Origin of the sequence: Nonomuraea sp. NPDC052265, from assembly GCF_044547985.1 — a bacterium.
Classification (GTDB): Bacteria; Actinomycetota; Actinomycetes; order Streptosporangiales; family Streptosporangiaceae; genus Nonomuraea.
Genome location: NZ_JBIUBJ010000008.1, coordinates 41,156 through 55,814, shown reverse-complemented (window position 1 = coordinate 55,814; position 14,659 = coordinate 41,156). Strand labels below are relative to the sequence as shown.

Sequence of the window (14,659 nt, the reverse complement as noted above, 5' to 3'; positions counted from 1 at the left end):
GGGGTTTGCGCACCCGGAGTCCCGACTTACGCTGACGGCAGTACACGTGCGTGAGCAATGGCACCAGTGGGGATAACCCGGAAACACGTGCGGAAGAGGCGTCCGATGGGTGCAGGCGAAAGACCTCTCAGCGAGGTGAAGTTCCTGACCGTGGCTGAAGTGGCGACGGTCATGAGGGTGTCCAAGATGACGGTGTACCGGCTCGTCCACTCAGGTGAGCTGCCGGCCATCCGAGTAGGCCGGTCGTTCAGAGTGCCCGAGCAGGCGGTCCACGACTATCTGCGGGAGGCCTACATCGAGGCAGGTTGAAGTAGCGGCGCGCCCGAACGCGCCGTGAATTCGGTCGCGGGAGAAGCCCGGCCTGCGCACCAAAAGGCCGGGCTCTCACCCCCCCCAAGGGGCGATCTACCTCGGATCGCCGGTAGTCTGTCACCCGGTGTGCGCTCGCACATCGATTCAGACTTGCTATCAGTACCTGGGGGTCCCGTGGGCTCTGTGATCAAGAAGCGCCGCAAGCGGATGGCCAAGAAGAAGCACCGCAAGCTGCTCAAGAAGACGCGCATCCAGCGGCGCAACAAGAAGTAACCGACGCAGCTGCGAGGCGCTGATGACCCACACCGTGCTTGTCACCGGGGTCTCGCGCCACATAGGCGCCCGGGTGGCGAGCGTCCTCGCGGCTGACCCGCATATCAGCCGCGTCATCGGAGTGGACACCGTGCCGCCCCCCTCGCTGACGCGGGACGGCGGCATCACTCTGGGCCGGACGGAGTTCGTCCGGGTCGATCTACGCAGCCCCGACATCGCTCAGGTGATCGCGGCCGCGGACATCGACACCGTTGTGCACATGAGCCTCGTCAGCGCTCCGTCCAAGAGCGACGGCAGGGCGGCCATGAAGGAGCACAACGTCATAGGCACCATGCAACTGCTCGGTGCCTGCCAGCGGTCGTCGACCGTGCGGCGCGTGGTGGTGCGCTCCACCACCGCCGTCTACGGCTCGTCCCCGCGCGATCCGGCGGTGTTCACCGAGGACCTGGAGCCGCACGTCGGTCCCGTCCACGGCTACGCCAAGGACGCGGCCGAGGTCGAGGGCTACGTGCGCGGTTTCGCGCGCCGCCGGCCCGACGTGACGGTGTCGCTGCTGCGCTTCGCCAACTTCATGGGTCCGGGCGTCGACTCGCCGCTCACGCGTTACTTCGTCCAGCCCGTCCTGCCGACGGTGTTCGGCTTCGACCCGCGGTTGCAGTTCGTCCATGAGGACGACGCGGTCGAGGTGTTGCGCAGGATGGCGAACGAAGACCACCCCGGCACGTTCAACGTGGCCGGGGCAGGCGTGTTGCTGCTGTCGCAGTGTGCGCGCCGGGCGGGCCGGGTGTCGCTGCCGCTGTTCTCGCCCGTCTTCCGCGCGCTCGGCAACACCGTGCGCCGGCTGGGCCTCGTCGAGTACTCGCCCGAGCAGCTGCGGCTGATGAGTTACGGCCGGGCGGTCGACACCGCCGGCCTGGAGGCCGAGCTCGGCTGGCGGCCCAAGTACACCACCGCGGCGGCCTTCGACGACTTCCTGCGTTCACGGGGTATGCATCCGCTCGGAGGTGTGCGCCCGTGAGCGTGCCGCACGAGGAAGAGGAGGGCCGCGTGATCCCGATCAGCTCCGCGCCTTCCTTCGAGGAGTCCGACCCGGAGCCCGAACCGCTGGCCCGGCTGCTGGCGTTCCTACGCCGGCGCCTCACCGGCGAGTACGACGTCGACGAGTTCGGCTACGACCCCGAGCTGACCGACAAGGTGCTCCTTGAGCTGATCAGGCCGCTCTACCACCACTGGTTCAGGGTGGAGACGGCCGAGCTGAAGAACGTGCCCGCCGAGGGCGGCGCGCTGGTGGTGGCCAACCACTCGGGCACGCTGCCGGTCGACGCGCTCATGATGCAGGTCGCGCTGCACGACGAGGCGGGGCGGGCCGTCCGCCTGCTCGGGGCCGACCTGGTCTACCAGCTCCCGCTGCTCGGTCAGCTGTCCCGCAAGACCGGCCACACGCTGGCCTGCCGCGAGGACGCCGACCGGCTGCTGCGCAAGGGCGAGCTGGTCGGCGTGTTCCCCGAGGGGTTCAAGGGCGTCGGCAAGCCGTTCTCCGAGCGCTACAAGCTGCAGCGGTTCGGCCGGGGCGGGTTCGTGGCCTCGGCGATCCGCGCGGGCGTGCCGATCGTGCCCACGGCCATCGTGGGGGCCGAGGAGATCTATCCGAAGATCGGCGACCTGAAGTTCTTGGCCCGCATTCTCGGCGTCCCCTACCTGCCGATCACGCCGTTCTTCCCGCTGCTCGGGCCGCTCGGGCTGGTGCCGCTGCCGTCGAAGTGGATGATCCAGTTCGGCGAGCCGATCCGCACCGACGAGTACGAGCCCGCCGCGGCCGACGACCCGATGCTGGTGTTCAACCTGACCGACCACGTGCGCGAGGTCGTCCAGCAGATGCTCAACGAGTTGCGTCTGCGCAGGGGGCCGGCCTTCCCGCCGTTCCTGTGAGGGTGCAACCGGTCGCGCGCGGCCGGTGTTCTGAGGGTGTAGTCACTGACACCCGAGAGGAACCTCTTCGATGGATCTCCAGCTTTCCGGCCGTGTGGCCGTCGTCACCGGCGCGTCCAAGGGCATCGGCCTGGCCGTCGCGCGCACCCTGGCGGAGGAGGGCGCGCACGTCGTGGCGGCCTCGCGTACCGCGCCCGACGCCAAGGTGACGCACGTCGCGGTGGACCTGATGGACCCGCAGGCGCCCGCCCAGGTGATCGCCCGCGCCGTCGAGGAATTCGGCGGGGTGGACATCCTGGTCAACAACGCCGGCGGCCCGCCCCCCGGCGTGACGCTGCCCCGGATCGGGTTCATGGCGCCGGGCGACGACGACTGGCAGGCCATGTTCGAGTTCAACCTGTTCTCGGCCGTACGCATGATCCGCGCGGCCGTGCCCCTCATGGTGGAGCGCGGCGGCGGCTCGATCGTGAACATCTCCTCCGGCTCGGCCCGCCAGCCCGGGGCCATGAACGTGGACTACGGCGCGGCCAAGGCCGCCATGAACCACGTGAGCAAGGCCGTCTCCGAGGAGTACGGCGCGCAGGGCGTCCGGGTGAACACGATCTCGCCCGGCCCGGTGCTCACCGACTGGTGGACCAAGGACGGCGGCGCCGCCGACGTCATCGCCGGGATGGCCGGGGCGTCGAAGGAGGACGTGATCGCCCAGGTCGCCCCCGGCATGATGAAGCTGGCCACCGGACGCTTGGTTAGCCCGCAGGAGATCGCCGACATGGTCGCCCTGCTGGTCTCGCCACGCTCGGGCAGCACGACCGGCGCCGACATCGCCGTGGACGGCGGCTTCCTGAAGGAGATCTGAACCCTCCTGGCGGGTTGTGGCAAGACATCCGTGACTGATTCCCCACAGAAGGGCGGAGATGATCACGCAACCCGCCACCAGAGGGGCGGACTCGGAGCTGGTGAGCGCCTCCCTGACGGAACCGGAGGCGTTCGCCGAGTTGTTCGACCGCTACTCCGCCATGCTCTACCGGTACGTCTCCAAGCGCCTCGGCCCCGAACCCGCCGAGGACCTCGTCGGTGAGACGTTCCTCGTCGCCTTCTCCCGCAGGAAGAGCTACGACCTGTCGTACCCCGACGCCAGGCCGTGGCTCTTCGGGATCCTCACCAAGCTCATCTCCCGCCACCACCGCAAGGAGGCGGCGCGCTACCGGGCGTTCCTGCGTGCCCCCGTCGATCAGGACGTGGAGTCGCCCGCCGACCGCGTCGCCGCCGGGGTCACCGCGCAGGCCGCCGGTCCCCGTCTGGCGGGCGCCCTGGCCGCGCTTCCCGCCAAGGACCGGGACGTGCTGCTGCTGATCGCCTGGGGCGACCTCACCTACGAAGAGGCCGCCCAGGCGCTCGGCATCCCGATCGGAACCGTGCGCTCCCGCCTCAACAGGGGCAGGCGGAAGGTACGGGCCGCGCTCGGCGACACCAACCCCATGCTGGAGGAGGAGTGACCATGGACGACCTGAGGATGCTCCGCGACCTCGGCGGGGCTCTGGAGCACGAGCCGCCCGCGACGCTCGTCCGCCAGCGCGAACGCCTGCTGCGGGAGCGCCCGCGCCGCAGGTGGACGCCCTTCTGGATGGCCGGGCTCGTCGCCGTGGGCACGGCCGCCGCCGTCGCCGTGCCGACCCTGCTGGTCAACGGCAACACCGTGGCCGCGCCTTCGGCGGGCACGCGGCCGGCCGACATGAGCGGCGCCCGCAACATCCTGGTGATCGGCTCGGACACGCGTGACGGGCCGGGCAACGCCAAGTACGGCCCCGCCTTGGCCAGGACCCCCGACAAGGGCGGCAGGCGCTCCGACACCATCCTGCTCGTGCACGTGCCCGCCGACCGGGGCAAGGCCGTCGGGGTCAGCGTGCCGCGCGACTCGCTGGTGCAGATCCCGTCGTGCGGGTCGTCCCCGGCGAGACGGGACATGATCAACTCGGCGTACAACACCGGGGGAGCGGGCTGCCTGAGGAAGACGCTGGAGAAGCTGACCGACGTCCGCATCGACCACACGGTCGAGGTCGACTTCGCCGGCTTCAAGGGCATGGTGGACGCGCTCGGCGGCGTGGAGATCAGGCTCAGGACGCCCGTGGACGACAAGGCGTCGAAGCTGAAGCTGCCCGCGGGCAAGGTCATGCTCCACGGCGAGAGCGCCCTCGGCTACGCCCGCCTGCGCCGCTACGGCGACGGCTCGGACGTCCAGCGCATCAAGCGGCAGCAGATCCTGCTGCTGGCGATGCTGAAGAAGGCGAGGAGCCTGGGCTCCGACCCGGCCCGGCTGAGCGGCTTCCTCGGCGTGGTACGCACGTCGGTCAGGACGGACCTGAGGCTCGACTCCATGATCGAGCTGGCCAGGACCACGTCCGCGACGCAGATGTCGTTCGTCACCGTGCCGTGGAAGCCGGCCGAGGACGACCCGAACCGGATCGAGTGGCGGCAGCCGGAGGCCGCGAAACTGTTCGAGCGCCTGCGATAGGCGGGGCGGCGGGCTAGTGGGAGCGGTAGTGCCTGCGCAGGGCGATGCCCGCCGCGACGCCGCCCGCGATCGCGCCGAGCCCGGCCGCGATCGGCAGGGCCGTCATGGTGGCCTTGCGGCCGGTGCGGAAGTCCTTGACCGGCCAGTCGTGCTTCCTGGCGTGCTCGCGCAGCTCGCTGTCGGGGTTGATCGCCACCGCGCTTCCGACCAGCGACAACATCGGCAGGTCGTTGGCCGAGTCGCTGTAGGCCGTGCAGCGGGTCAGGTCGAGCCCCTCGCGGCGGGCCAGCGCGCGCACCGCCTCGGCCTTGGCCGGGCCGTGGAGCAGGTCGCCCACCAGGTGGCCGGTGTAGATGCCTCCGGCGGTCTCGGCGACCGTGCCGAGCGCGCCGGTGAGGCCGAGCCGCTGGGCGATGACGCGGGCCAGCTCGACGGGCGTGGCCGTGACGAGCCAGACGCGCTGGCCGGCGTCGAGGTGGCTCTGCGCGAGCGCGCGCGTGCCGCCCCAGATGCGGTCGGCCATGACCTCGTCGTAGATCTCCTCGCCGAGGTGGACGACGTCGTCGACCTTGGCGCCCGCGACGAAGGCGAGCGCGGTCTCCCGGGCGACCGCGATGTGCTCGGGGTTCTCGTTGCCCCGCAGCCGGAACACGGCCTGGCCCACGGCGAACTTCAGCAGGTCGGAGGTGGTGAACATGCCGCGCGTGGCGAGACCGCGGGCGAAGTGGTAGATGGACGCGCCGCGCATCATGGTGTTGTCGACGTCGAAGAAGGCCGCCGCCTCCAGGTCGGGCTGGACCGGCTCGGCGGGCGCGACGGTGACCGCCGCCCGCGCCGCGGCCTCGCCGGCGGCCTCGGCCCCAACCTCGTGTCGTCGTCGCATTAGCCGCCACATGCGGTTCAGCTTACCGAGCCGGCGCCACGAGCCCCTCGATGTAGTCGAGGTAGCCCGCGGCCTGTCCCTTCTGGGCCTCGTTGAGCTGGTCCAGCATCGGCTCGACCACGTCCCGCTGCTTCTGGGCGAACTTCTTGATCTTGGACGAGCGGGGCTGCGTACGCGTCAGCCGGCTGATGCCGGAGCGGGTGGAGTCCTCCATGTCCTTGAGCGTCTCGCCGACCAGCGGGCTGTCGGTGGACGAGCCGAGCAGGCTGGCGACCTCCTTGGCGCGGGTCTCGGCCGAGGCCAGCTCGCGCTCGCCGCGTTCGGCGTCGTCGGCGCTCAGGTGCACGAGGGTGCTCTCCGCGGCCCTCTTGAGCGGGTACAGCGTGTCGCCCGGGACCGCCTGGTACGTGGCGAAGGCGGCGATCACCATGACCCCCGCCAGGCCGAACGTGGCGAGCTGGGACAGCGGCGGACGGCGGCGCCGTACGGGCGGACGGGCCGGGCCGGGCGCGCGTTCCTCGCCGGGGGCCGACAGCAGCAGGCGGCCGGAGACCAGGTCCTCGCGCAGGCGCTCGCGGAAGGCCGGCTCCGGCCCGCCGCCCAGGGACGGGTCCCGCAGCTCCGTGAGACGCTCGATGACGAGCTCCCGCCGTCTGCGCGCCCTACTCATGACAGCTCCCTGAGGGATCCAGCCGTGACAACTGGCCTAACGAGGTGCGGGTGGGGGAGGTTACGCCAGGTCGTGCTTGAGTGCCCTGGCGAGCGTTCGAATGGCTCGAAACTGCAGCGCTTTGATCGCTCCACTCTTCTTCCCCATGATCAACGCGGTTTCCGCGAGCGAGAGGCCGTGCAGGAAGCGCAGCACCACGCATTCCTGCTGGTCGGGATTGAGATCGCGGACGGCGCGCAGCACCCGGTCGTTCATGATGGCCGTGACCACCGCGTTCTCCGGGATGTGCGAGCCTTCGAGCGGTACGTCGATCAGCTCCCCCGTCGGGATCTCCAGTCGGTAGCGGCCGGACTTGAAGTGGTCGGCGACCAGGTTCCTGGCGATGGTGACGAGCCAGGCGCCGAAGTCGCGGCCCTGCCAGGTGAAGTCGACGATCCTGCGCAGCGCGCGCAGGAAGGTCTCGCTGGTGAGGTCCTCGGCGAGCTGGTGGGAGCCGACCCGGAAGTAGATGTAGCGGTAGACCAGGTCCACGTAGCGGTCATAGAGCGTGCCAAAGGAGTCCGTGCATCCGTTCTTGGCGTGCAGCACCAGCGTGCGGATGTCGTCGGGCACTTCTTCGCGCACGCCAAGCTCGCCCGTCCGGGCAGGTCCTGCGACCGCTGGAGCAAGCAGCCCGGCGAACGGCCACGAATCAGGCATCCGGTATCCCTAGGGGTAAGGGGTGCGGCGTGCTCGAATACTCTAGAAATCAACTGGAAATTCCACAATCCACGCCTGCTGGCATGGCTACGAGTAATCGCCCTATACCGTATAGGCGCCTACCCCACAGCCTGCGGCGAAGCCCCTCATGGTGCGCCTGTTTCCTCTTCGGCTACCGGCCGGGAGGCATCGTCCGGCAGCATTGGAGTCACCATGGAGATCCTCGTTGCTGTCATAGCCCTTGCCGGTGCGCTCCTCGCCGCTGTCGCGACCGGAGCCCTGATCCGCCGGCTGCGCGACGAGCCCGAGGGGTGGTTGATCGCCTGGACCGTTGCAGCCGGAGCCCTGTGCCTGTCGCTGGCCGTGGTCGGCATCGGCCACGTCCTGGGCTTCGGGCCGGTCACGTTCCGGATCTACCAGGTGACGGGGTCGCTGCTCGCGCCGCTCTGGCTGGCCGTGGGCCTGATCCAGCTCTTGGCGGACAAGGCGCCGCCGAGGTTCCTCGCGTGGCTGTTCGGCATCGCGCTCACCGTCGTCTCCGTCGCGATCCTGACCTTCGACCCGCTCAGGTCCACCGACCTGGGCAAGACGCTGCCGTCCGGCTCGGCCCTGTGGGGGCTCATCCCCGACTACCTGCTCATCGGCGTGCACGCGATCGACGTGCTCGTCCTGCTGGCGTGCGTGGTGGTGGCCGCGCTCAAGTGGCGCGGCGGCGACGAGTACGACACCGACAACCTGCACGCGGTCCTGGTCATCGCGCCGTCGAGCGTCGCCCTGGTGGGCGCCATGCGGTTCGCGGTCCCGCCGCTGTTCACCACGGCGCTGCTCGCGGTGGGCGCGGCGGCGATCTGGTACACCGTGCTGCGCCCGCTGGCGCCGTACGAGGACGACGACGAGGACGAGCTGGAGGCGCCGCACGAGGACCACGAGCGCCGGCCGGGCCGCAGGGTCGCGCCGGAGCCCGTGCCGGCCGCCGAGCCGCCTCCCGTGGCGCCCCCGCGCCGCTCGCCCGGCCTGGGCGACCTGGTGGCCGAGTACCGGGCAAGCGACCAGCAGGTCGACTACGCCGCCCGAATGGGGGCCGCCCCCGAAGCCGGCCCCGGGACCGGCTACATCATGAACGGCTCCCCGCCCCCGCGCATGGACACCTCCCCGCGCATGGACGCCCAGCCCCAGCGGCCCGACTACGCGATGCCCGGCACCGGCGTGGTCTACCCGGGCGCCGAGCTGTTCAGCCCGGCGCAGCCGCAGCAGGGCGGCGGCAGGCCCGCACCCAGCATCTTCGGCCTGCTCACCGTCTTCACGATCATGGACGGCGCCGGCGACGCGTTCGACCGCCTGGCCGAGGCCACCGTCGAGGCCGTGCGCCGCGGCGAGCCCGACACGCTCGTCTACGCCTGCCACGCCGTCAAGTCGGCCCCGCTGCAGCGCATCGTCTACGAGCTCTACCGGGACGAGGTCGCCTACCGCGACCACCAGCGCCAGCCGCACGTCGAGCGCTTCCTCAGCGAGCGTCAGGCGATGGTCCTGGCCACCAACGTCATCGAGCTCAACGTCAACGCCGCGAAGGTGGTGCCCCTGCCCACCGTGATGTTCTAGGCCAGGGCGGCGCGCAGGCGGGTCTCGTCGACCCGCCAGAAGTCGTGCTGGACGCCGTCGATCAGCGTCACCGGGATCATCTCCCAGTACTTCTCCCTGAGCTCCTCCGAGGAGTCGATGCTGACCTCCTCCCACGGCACACCCAGCTCTCCGGCCACCCTGGCGATGACCGCGCGGGCGTCGTCACAGAGGTGGCAGCCGGGCTTGCCGAGCAAGGTGATGCGATGCATGTCCCCAACGGTAGCGCCCCTACTTTGTGCATCGGTTCACAAAGGGATTAACCTGAAAGACGGTTCTAATCCGTTCACGCGGTCCCCACCGCCCGTTCCCTGGAGCTCCGGCACGTGAAGAGCCCGTCCCAATCCCGTGACCGCGGCATCCCCGAGGCGACGGTCGCCAGGCTTCCGTTGTACCTCCGGGCGCTGCACGGGATGGCGGAGCGCGGCGTGGCGACCGTGAGCTCGGAGGACCTGGCCGTGGCCGCGGGCGTGAACTCGGCCAAGCTCCGCAAGGACCTGTCACACCTCGGCTCGTACGGCACCCGCGGCGTAGGCTACGAGGTGGAGTACCTCGTCTACCAGATCTCCCGCGAACTCGGTCTGACCCAGGACTGGGCGGTCGCGATCGTCGGAGTCGGCAACCTCGGCCGCGCCCTGGCGAACTACGGCGGTTTCGTCTCCAGGGGCTTCCGCGTGGCCGCGCTCTTCGATGCCGACCCCGAAGTCGTGGGCGACACCATCGCGGGGTTGAATGTGGAGCACATCGACGAACTGGAAGCCGTCATCAAGCGGCGTGGAGTCTCGATCGTGGTACTGGCGACACCGGCGGCAGCGGCGCAGGAAGTGTGCGATCGTGTTGTCGCCGTGGGCGTGACCAGCATCCTGAACTTCGCCCCAGTCGTCCTCACCGTTCCGGACACAGTCGACGTCCGGAAGGTCGATCTGTCAATCGAACTGCAGATTCTCGCGTTCCACGAGCAACGCAAGGCGGGGGGGCCACTCATGGCGGTGGACGGTCAATGAGTGTTCTGGCGATCGGACTCAGCCACCGGACCGCTCCGGTGGCTCTTCTGGAACGCGTCTCGGTGACCGGCGACGCGCTGGTCAAGCTGCTGCACGACGTGCAGCAGGACACCAGCGTCGCGGAGGCCATGGTGATCTCGACCTGCAACAGGGTCGAGATCTACGTCACGGTCGACCGCTTCCACGCGGCCGTCACCTCGATCAGCGGGCTGCTGGGCGTTCACTCCGGCGTGCCGGCCGACGAGCTGACCCCGCATCTCTACGTGCACTACGAGGAGCGGGCCGTCGAGCACCTGTTCTCGATGGTGTGCGGCCTCGACTCCATGGCCATCGGCGAGGGCCAGATCCTGGGGCAGGTCCGCCAGGCGCTCAAGCTCGCCCAGAAGCACGGCACGGTCGGCGCGACCCTCAACGAGCTGACCCAGCAGGCGCTGCGCGTCGGCAAGCGCGCCCACGCCGACACCGGCATCGACCAGGCGGGCCCCTCGCTGGTCTCGGCGGGCCTCGCGCTCGCGGGCGACCTGGCCGGGCGGCGGGCGCTGGTGGTGGGCGCGGGCTCGATGAGCTCGCTGGCCGCCGTCACGCTGCAGCGCGCCGGGGTCACCGACATCGTCGTGGCCAACCGCACGTACGAGCGGGGCGCGCGGCTGGCCGACTCGGTCGGCGGCCGGGCCGTCGGGTTCGCCGCCGTGCGCGAGGAGCTGGCGGGCACCGACATCGTGATCACCTGCACCGGCGCGGGGCGGCACGTCATCACCCCGGATATGCTGACCAGAGGCGCGTTCCTGCTGGACCTGGCGCTGCCGCACGACATCGACCCGGCCGTGCGCGAGGTGCCCGGTGTCACGCTGGTCGACCTGGAGACGATCCAGGAGTCCGGCATCGGCTCGAACGGCGGCGACGCCGTCGAGTCTGTGCGCGCGCTCGTGGCCGAGGAGCTCAACGCCTACCTCGACGCCGCCCGCGCCGCCCGCGTCACCCCGACCGTGGTGGCGCTGCGCAGCAAGGCGGCGGGCGTGGTCGAGTCCGAGCTCGGCCGCCTGATGATGCGCATGCCCGATCTCGACGACAAGGCCAGGGACGAAATCGCCATGACCGTGCAGAGGGTCGTTGACAAACTGCTTCACGAGCCGACTGTGCGTGTCAAGCAGCTCGCCGCCGGTCCAGGGGGCGATCATTATGCGGAAGCCCTGCGTGAATTGTTCGATCTCGATCCGAAGATGCCCGCGGCCGTGAGGGAGGTGGAGCTGTGAACCTGCGGTTGGGGACCCGCCGCAGTGTGCTGGCGACCACGCAGTCCCAGATGGTGGCCGACGACCTCACCGGGCGTACCGGGCTTCCGGTCGAGCTCGTGGGCGTGACCACCTTCGGCGACGTGACCAAGGCCCACCTGGCGCAGCTCGGCGGCACCGGCGTGTTCGTCAGCGCGCTGCGCGACAAGCTGGTCGAGGGCGAGATCGACTTCGCCGTCCACTCGCTGAAGGACCTGCCGACCAAGCAGGACCCGCGCTTCACGCTGGCCGCGCTCCCCGAGCGCCACGACCACCGCGACGCGCTGGTCGGCTCGCACAAGTTCGCCGACCTGCCCGCCGGGGCCAGGGTCGGCACGGGCTCGCCGCGCCGGGTCGCCATGCTGAGCGCGCTCCGCCCCGACCTGGAGTACGTCCCGATCCGCGGCAACGCCGACACGCGCATCGGCAAGATCGCCGCGGGCGAGCTCGACGCCGTCGTGCTGGCCACCGCCGGGCTGACCAGGCTCGGCCGCGGCGGCGAGATCGCGCAGATCTTCGAGGTCGAGGAGCTGCTGCCCGCCCCCGGCCAGGGCGCGCTCGCCGTGGAGTGCCTGGCCGGCCGTACCGACCTGGTCGAGACCCTGGCCGTGCTCGACGACCCGCGCACGCGCAGCGCGGTGACCGCCGAACGTGCCGTGCTGTCCGCACTGGAGGCCGGCTGCGCCGCCCCCGTGGGTGCTTTCGCGGCCGATGACGGGCACACTCTGAACCTGACCGCCGTGGTCGTCTCCATCGACGGCCGCGAAGCGGTCCGCAAGTCCGCCGCCGGCTCTCCTTCGGAGGCTGCACAGCTGGGCCGCCTCCTGGCGGCCGAGATGATCGCCGAAGGGGCCGACAGATTGATGGGGGAGCATTCCCATTGAGCTCCGATAGTCCAACCTCCGGTTTCGTCGCCTTCGTGGGGGCGGGTCCCGGTGACCCCAACCTGCTGACGCTCCGCGCCGCCGAACTCCTCGGCAAGGCGGACGCCGTCGTGCTCGACGACGAGCAGTTCGGCCCGCTGCTCAAGCACTGCCGCGAGGGCGTCGAGGTCGCCGAGGGCGACTACGTCCAGCGGGCCAAGGCCGGTCAGCTCGTGGTGCGCCTGTGCGCGGGCGACCCCATGTTGTTCTCCTCGATCGACGACGAGGTCGCGGCCTGCGTGGCGGCGGAGGTGGACTTCGAGATCGTGCCCGGCGTGCCGCCCGCGACCGCGGTGCTCACCTACGCCGGCATCCCGGCGGCCACGGCCGTTCCCGAGTTCCGCGTCGTCGACGCCGCTCAGGAGCAGGACTGGTCGTCCCACGCCGCCACCCGCGGCACGCTGGTGATCTACAACGGCATCACCGAGGCCGTCGCCATCGGCAAGGCGCTGATCGCCGGCGGCAAGCCCGACTCCACGCCCGTCGCGGTCAGCAGCGGCGGCACCACCACCGAGCAGTACACCGTCGTGTCCTCGCTCGGGCGGCTGCAGGCCGACCTCAAGCACGCCGGGTTCACCGAGCCCGCGCTGATCGTGGTCGGCGAGGCCGTGGGGCAGCGCGACAGGTTGTCGTGGTTCGAGACCAAGCCGCTGTTCGGGTGGCGGGTGCTGGTGCCGCGTACCAAGGAGCAGTCGCGCAGCCTGTCCGAGCAGCTCATGGCCTACGGCGCGGTGCCCGAAGAGGTCCCGACCATCTCGGTCGAGCCGCCGCGCACGCCGCAGCAGATGGACCGCGCCATCAAGGGCCTGGTCACCGGCCGCTACGAGTGGGTGGCCTTCACCAGCGCCAACGCCGTCAAGGCGGTGCGCGAGAAGTTCGAGGAGTACGGGCTCGACGCGCGGGCCTTCGCCGGGCTCAAGGTGGCCGCCGTGGGCGAGGCCACCTCCCGTGCCCTGGTCGAGTTCGGCGTGAAGCCCGACCTGCTGCCCTCGGGGGAGCAGTCCTCCGAAGGGCTCGTGGCCGAGTGGCCTCCCTACGACTCGATGCTCGACCCGATCAACCGGGTGCTGCTGCCGCGGGCCGACATCTCGACCGACACGCTGGTGGCCGGGCTCACCGAGCTGGGCTGGGAGTGCGACGACGTGACGGCGTACCGGACGGTGCGCGCCGCGCCGCCGCCCGCGCCCATCCGCGAGGCGATCAAGGGCGGCGGGTTCGACGCCGTGCTGTTCACCTCGTCCTCCACCGTGCGGAACCTGGTCGGCATCGCGGGCAAGCCGCACAACGTCACCGTGATCGCGGTGATCGGGCCGCAGACGGCCAAGACGGCCGAGGAGTTCGGGCTCCGGGTCGACGTCATGTCCGACAAGCCATCCGCATCCGCCTTGGCCGCAGCGCTGGCCGAGTTCGGTGCCAAGCAGCGCCAGGCGGCCGTGGCCGCGGGTGACAGCCCGCGCAAGCCCTCCCAGAACCGCCGTGGCGCCAGGAAGAGAGCCAAGTGAGCGCCCAGTTCCCCGTCGCACGTCCCCGGCGTCTGCGCCGCAACCCGGCGCTGCGCCGGATGGTGTCGGGCACCCGGCTGCACGCCGCGGACCTGATCCTGCCGATGTTCGTCAAGGAGGGCATCGACGAGCCGCAGCCGGTGGCGTCGATGCCGGGCGTGTTCCAGCACACCCGCGACTCGCTGCGCAAGGCCGCGCACGACGCGGCCGAGGCGGGCGTGGGCGGCCTGATCCTGTTCGGCATCCCGGCGGTCAAGGACGCGACCGGATCGGCGGCCGACGACCCCGACGGCATCCTCCAGGTCGCGCTGCGCGAGGTGAACGCCGAGGTCGGCGACGCCCTCGTGGTCATGGCCGACACCTGCCTCGACGAGTTCACCGACCACGGACACTGCGGGATCCTGACCCCGTCCGGCGATGTCGACAACGACGCCACGCTTGAGCGCTACGCCTCGATCGCGGTGGCCCAGGCGGCCGCCGGCTCCCAGATGGTCGCGCCGAGCGGCATGATGGACGGCCAGGTCGGCGCCATCCGGACCGCGCTCGACGGCGCCGGCTACGCCGACGTCCCGATCCTGGCCTACTCCGTCAAGTACGCCTCCGCCTTCTTCGGCCCGTTCCGCGAGGCGGCCGAGTGCGCGCCGCAGTTCGGCGACCGCAGCACCCACCAGCAGGACCCGGCCGGTCCGCTGGAGGAGGCGCTGCGCGAGGTCCGGCTCGACCTGGCGGAGGGCGCCGACGCCGTCATGGTCAAGCCGGCGCTGGCCTACCTCGACGTCATCACCCGGGTGCGCGACGCGGTCGACGTGCCGGTGGCGGCGTACCAGGTGAGCGGCGAGTACGCGATGGTCGAGGCGGCGGCGGCCAACGGCTGGGTCGACCGGGAGCGGATGATCATGGAGTCGCTGGTCGCCATCAAGCGCGCCGGCGCCGACATGATCCTCACGTACTGGGCCACGGAAGTGGCACGAGGGCTCTAACCAAGGGGTTTCCCGTCAACTGCTGAGGCGTGTGCGTTAGAGTGCGATGACAAGTGCTGGTGTGTCCCGCGGTGCGCGAACGGC

General features: G+C 70.6%; 17 protein-coding genes. 13 read left to right on the top strand and 4 right to left on the bottom strand.

Features of this window, described 5'->3' with window-relative positions; translation table 11 throughout:
- The first annotated feature begins 105 nt into the window (after positions 1-105).
- From ACIHAD_RS24035 to ACIHAD_RS24005, 7 genes are all read left to right on the top strand, one after another.
- Positions 106-309 (top strand): helix-turn-helix domain-containing protein, encoded by a 204-nt coding sequence (locus tag ACIHAD_RS24035; RefSeq protein WP_026214222.1) that lies wholly within the window; start codon positions 106-108, stop codon positions 307-309.
- 177 nt (positions 310-486) lie between these two features.
- On the top strand, positions 487-585 hold the full coding sequence (locus tag ACIHAD_RS24030; RefSeq protein WP_018654693.1) for a 30S ribosomal protein bS22: 99 nt from the start codon (positions 487-489) through the stop codon (positions 583-585).
- Positions 586-607: 22 nt separating this feature from the next.
- Positions 608-1,603: an NAD-dependent epimerase/dehydratase family protein gene (locus tag ACIHAD_RS24025; protein WP_397356836.1), complete on the top strand. Its 996-nt coding sequence runs from the start codon at positions 608-610 to the stop codon at positions 1,601-1,603.
- A gap of 29 nt (positions 1,604-1,632) precedes the next feature.
- Positions 1,633-2,514: a lysophospholipid acyltransferase family protein gene (locus ACIHAD_RS24020; protein ID WP_397357155.1), complete on the top strand. Its 882-nt coding sequence runs from the start codon at positions 1,633-1,635 to the stop codon at positions 2,512-2,514.
- Positions 2,515-2,584: 70 nt separating this feature from the next.
- Positions 2,585-3,370, top strand: coding sequence for an SDR family NAD(P)-dependent oxidoreductase (locus ACIHAD_RS24015; protein WP_397356835.1), 786 nt, complete (start codon positions 2,585-2,587; stop codon positions 3,368-3,370).
- 58 nt (positions 3,371-3,428) lie between these two features.
- Positions 3,429-4,010 (top strand): RNA polymerase sigma factor, encoded by a 582-nt coding sequence (locus ACIHAD_RS24010; protein WP_364082626.1) that lies wholly within the window; start codon positions 3,429-3,431, stop codon positions 4,008-4,010.
- A 2-nt stretch (positions 4,011-4,012) separates the two neighbouring features.
- Entirely contained in the window at positions 4,013-5,026 is a 1,014-nt protein-coding gene (locus ACIHAD_RS24005) for an LCP family protein (protein WP_397356834.1), read from the top strand.
- Between the two features lie 13 nt (positions 5,027-5,039).
- Here the strand turns inward: ACIHAD_RS24005 and ACIHAD_RS24000 are convergent, their stop codons facing one another.
- The 3 genes from ACIHAD_RS24000 to ACIHAD_RS23990 are packed head-to-tail and all read right to left on the bottom strand — an operon-like array spanning position 5,040 to position 7,203.
- A complete protein-coding gene (locus ACIHAD_RS24000) occupies positions 5,040-5,909 on the bottom strand; it encodes an HAD family hydrolase (protein WP_397356832.1) in 870 nt (289 codons plus the stop codon).
- A 22-nt stretch (positions 5,910-5,931) separates the two neighbouring features.
- The gene (locus ACIHAD_RS23995; protein WP_397356830.1) at positions 5,932-6,579 is read right to left on the bottom strand and encodes a DUF5667 domain-containing protein; all 648 of its coding nucleotides are present in this window, start codon (positions 6,577-6,579) and stop codon (positions 5,932-5,934) included.
- A gap of 60 nt (positions 6,580-6,639) precedes the next feature.
- A complete protein-coding gene (locus tag ACIHAD_RS23990; RefSeq protein WP_397356829.1) occupies positions 6,640-7,203 on the bottom strand; it encodes a sigma-70 family RNA polymerase sigma factor in 564 nt (187 codons plus the stop codon).
- Positions 7,204-7,491: 288 nt separating this feature from the next.
- Between ACIHAD_RS23990 and ACIHAD_RS23985 the strand changes: the two genes are divergently transcribed.
- The gene (locus ACIHAD_RS23985; protein ID WP_397356828.1) at positions 7,492-8,877 is read left to right on the top strand and encodes a putative quinol monooxygenase; all 1,386 of its coding nucleotides are present in this window, start codon (positions 7,492-7,494) and stop codon (positions 8,875-8,877) included.
- On the opposite strand, the gene ACIHAD_RS23980 is transcribed toward ACIHAD_RS23985, so the two are convergent.
- Positions 8,874-9,107, bottom strand: a complete 234-nt coding sequence (locus ACIHAD_RS23980; protein WP_357692449.1) for a glutaredoxin family protein — start codon at positions 9,105-9,107, stop codon at positions 8,874-8,876. The two genes, ACIHAD_RS23985 and ACIHAD_RS23980, sit on opposite strands and share 4 nt — an antisense overlap.
- Positions 9,108-9,221: 114 nt before the next feature.
- Between ACIHAD_RS23980 and ACIHAD_RS23975 the strand changes: the two genes are divergently transcribed.
- Genes ACIHAD_RS23975 through hemB form a run of 5 tightly spaced genes read left to right on the top strand, consistent with a single transcriptional unit; the run spans position 9,222 to position 14,575 of the window.
- Positions 9,222-9,899 carry a redox-sensing transcriptional repressor Rex gene (locus ACIHAD_RS23975; protein ID WP_352357297.1) on the top strand — a complete coding sequence of 226 codons (678 nt, stop codon included), beginning with the start codon at positions 9,222-9,224 and terminating at the stop codon, positions 9,897-9,899.
- Positions 9,896-11,152, top strand: a complete 1,257-nt coding sequence (locus ACIHAD_RS23970; RefSeq protein ID WP_397356827.1) for a glutamyl-tRNA reductase — start codon at positions 9,896-9,898, stop codon at positions 11,150-11,152. The genes ACIHAD_RS23975 and ACIHAD_RS23970 overlap by 4 nt, the downstream gene beginning before the upstream one ends.
- Positions 11,149-12,054 (top strand): hydroxymethylbilane synthase, encoded by a 906-nt coding sequence (gene hemC / locus ACIHAD_RS23965; RefSeq protein ID WP_397356826.1) that lies wholly within the window; start codon positions 11,149-11,151, stop codon positions 12,052-12,054. Before ACIHAD_RS23970 ends, hemC begins: the two co-directional genes overlap by 4 nt.
- Before the next feature lie 35 nt (positions 12,055-12,089).
- Positions 12,090-13,595 (top strand): uroporphyrinogen-III synthase, encoded by a 1,506-nt coding sequence (locus ACIHAD_RS23960; RefSeq protein WP_397356825.1) that lies wholly within the window; start codon positions 12,090-12,092, stop codon positions 13,593-13,595.
- Complete coding sequence (gene hemB, locus ACIHAD_RS23955) at positions 13,592-14,575, top strand: porphobilinogen synthase (RefSeq protein ID WP_397356824.1); 984 nt, start codon at positions 13,592-13,594, stop codon at positions 14,573-14,575. Before ACIHAD_RS23960 ends, hemB begins: the two co-directional genes overlap by 4 nt.
- The last annotated feature ends 84 nt before the right edge of the window (positions 14,576-14,659 follow it).

What these genes read in the sequence shown, in the direction of transcription:
- ACIHAD_RS23980 (WP_357692449.1), bottom strand. Translation starts at nt 9,107, where the DNA reads ATGCATCGCATCACCTTGCTCGGCAAGCCCGGCTGCCACCTCTGTGAC.
- ACIHAD_RS23985 (WP_397356828.1), top strand. Translation starts at nt 7,492, where the DNA reads ATGGAGATCCTCGTTGCTGTCATAGCCCTTGCCGGTGCGCTCCTCGCC.
- ACIHAD_RS23970 (WP_397356827.1), top strand. Translation starts at nt 9,896, where the DNA reads ATGAGTGTTCTGGCGATCGGACTCAGCCACCGGACCGCTCCGGTGGCT.
- ACIHAD_RS24000 (WP_397356832.1), bottom strand. Translation starts at nt 5,909, where the DNA reads ATGCGACGACGACACGAGGTTGGGGCCGAGGCCGCCGGCGAGGCCGCG.
- ACIHAD_RS24025 (WP_397356836.1), top strand. Translation starts at nt 608, where the DNA reads ATGACCCACACCGTGCTTGTCACCGGGGTCTCGCGCCACATAGGCGCC.
- ACIHAD_RS24035 (WP_026214222.1), top strand. Translation starts at nt 106, where the DNA reads ATGGGTGCAGGCGAAAGACCTCTCAGCGAGGTGAAGTTCCTGACCGTG.
- ACIHAD_RS24015 (WP_397356835.1), top strand. Translation starts at nt 2,585, where the DNA reads ATGGATCTCCAGCTTTCCGGCCGTGTGGCCGTCGTCACCGGCGCGTCC.
- ACIHAD_RS24005 (WP_397356834.1), top strand. Translation starts at nt 4,013, where the DNA reads ATGGACGACCTGAGGATGCTCCGCGACCTCGGCGGGGCTCTGGAGCAC.
- ACIHAD_RS24010 (WP_364082626.1), top strand. Translation starts at nt 3,429, where the DNA reads ATGATCACGCAACCCGCCACCAGAGGGGCGGACTCGGAGCTGGTGAGC.
- ACIHAD_RS23995 (WP_397356830.1), bottom strand. Translation starts at nt 6,579, where the DNA reads ATGAGTAGGGCGCGCAGACGGCGGGAGCTCGTCATCGAGCGTCTCACG.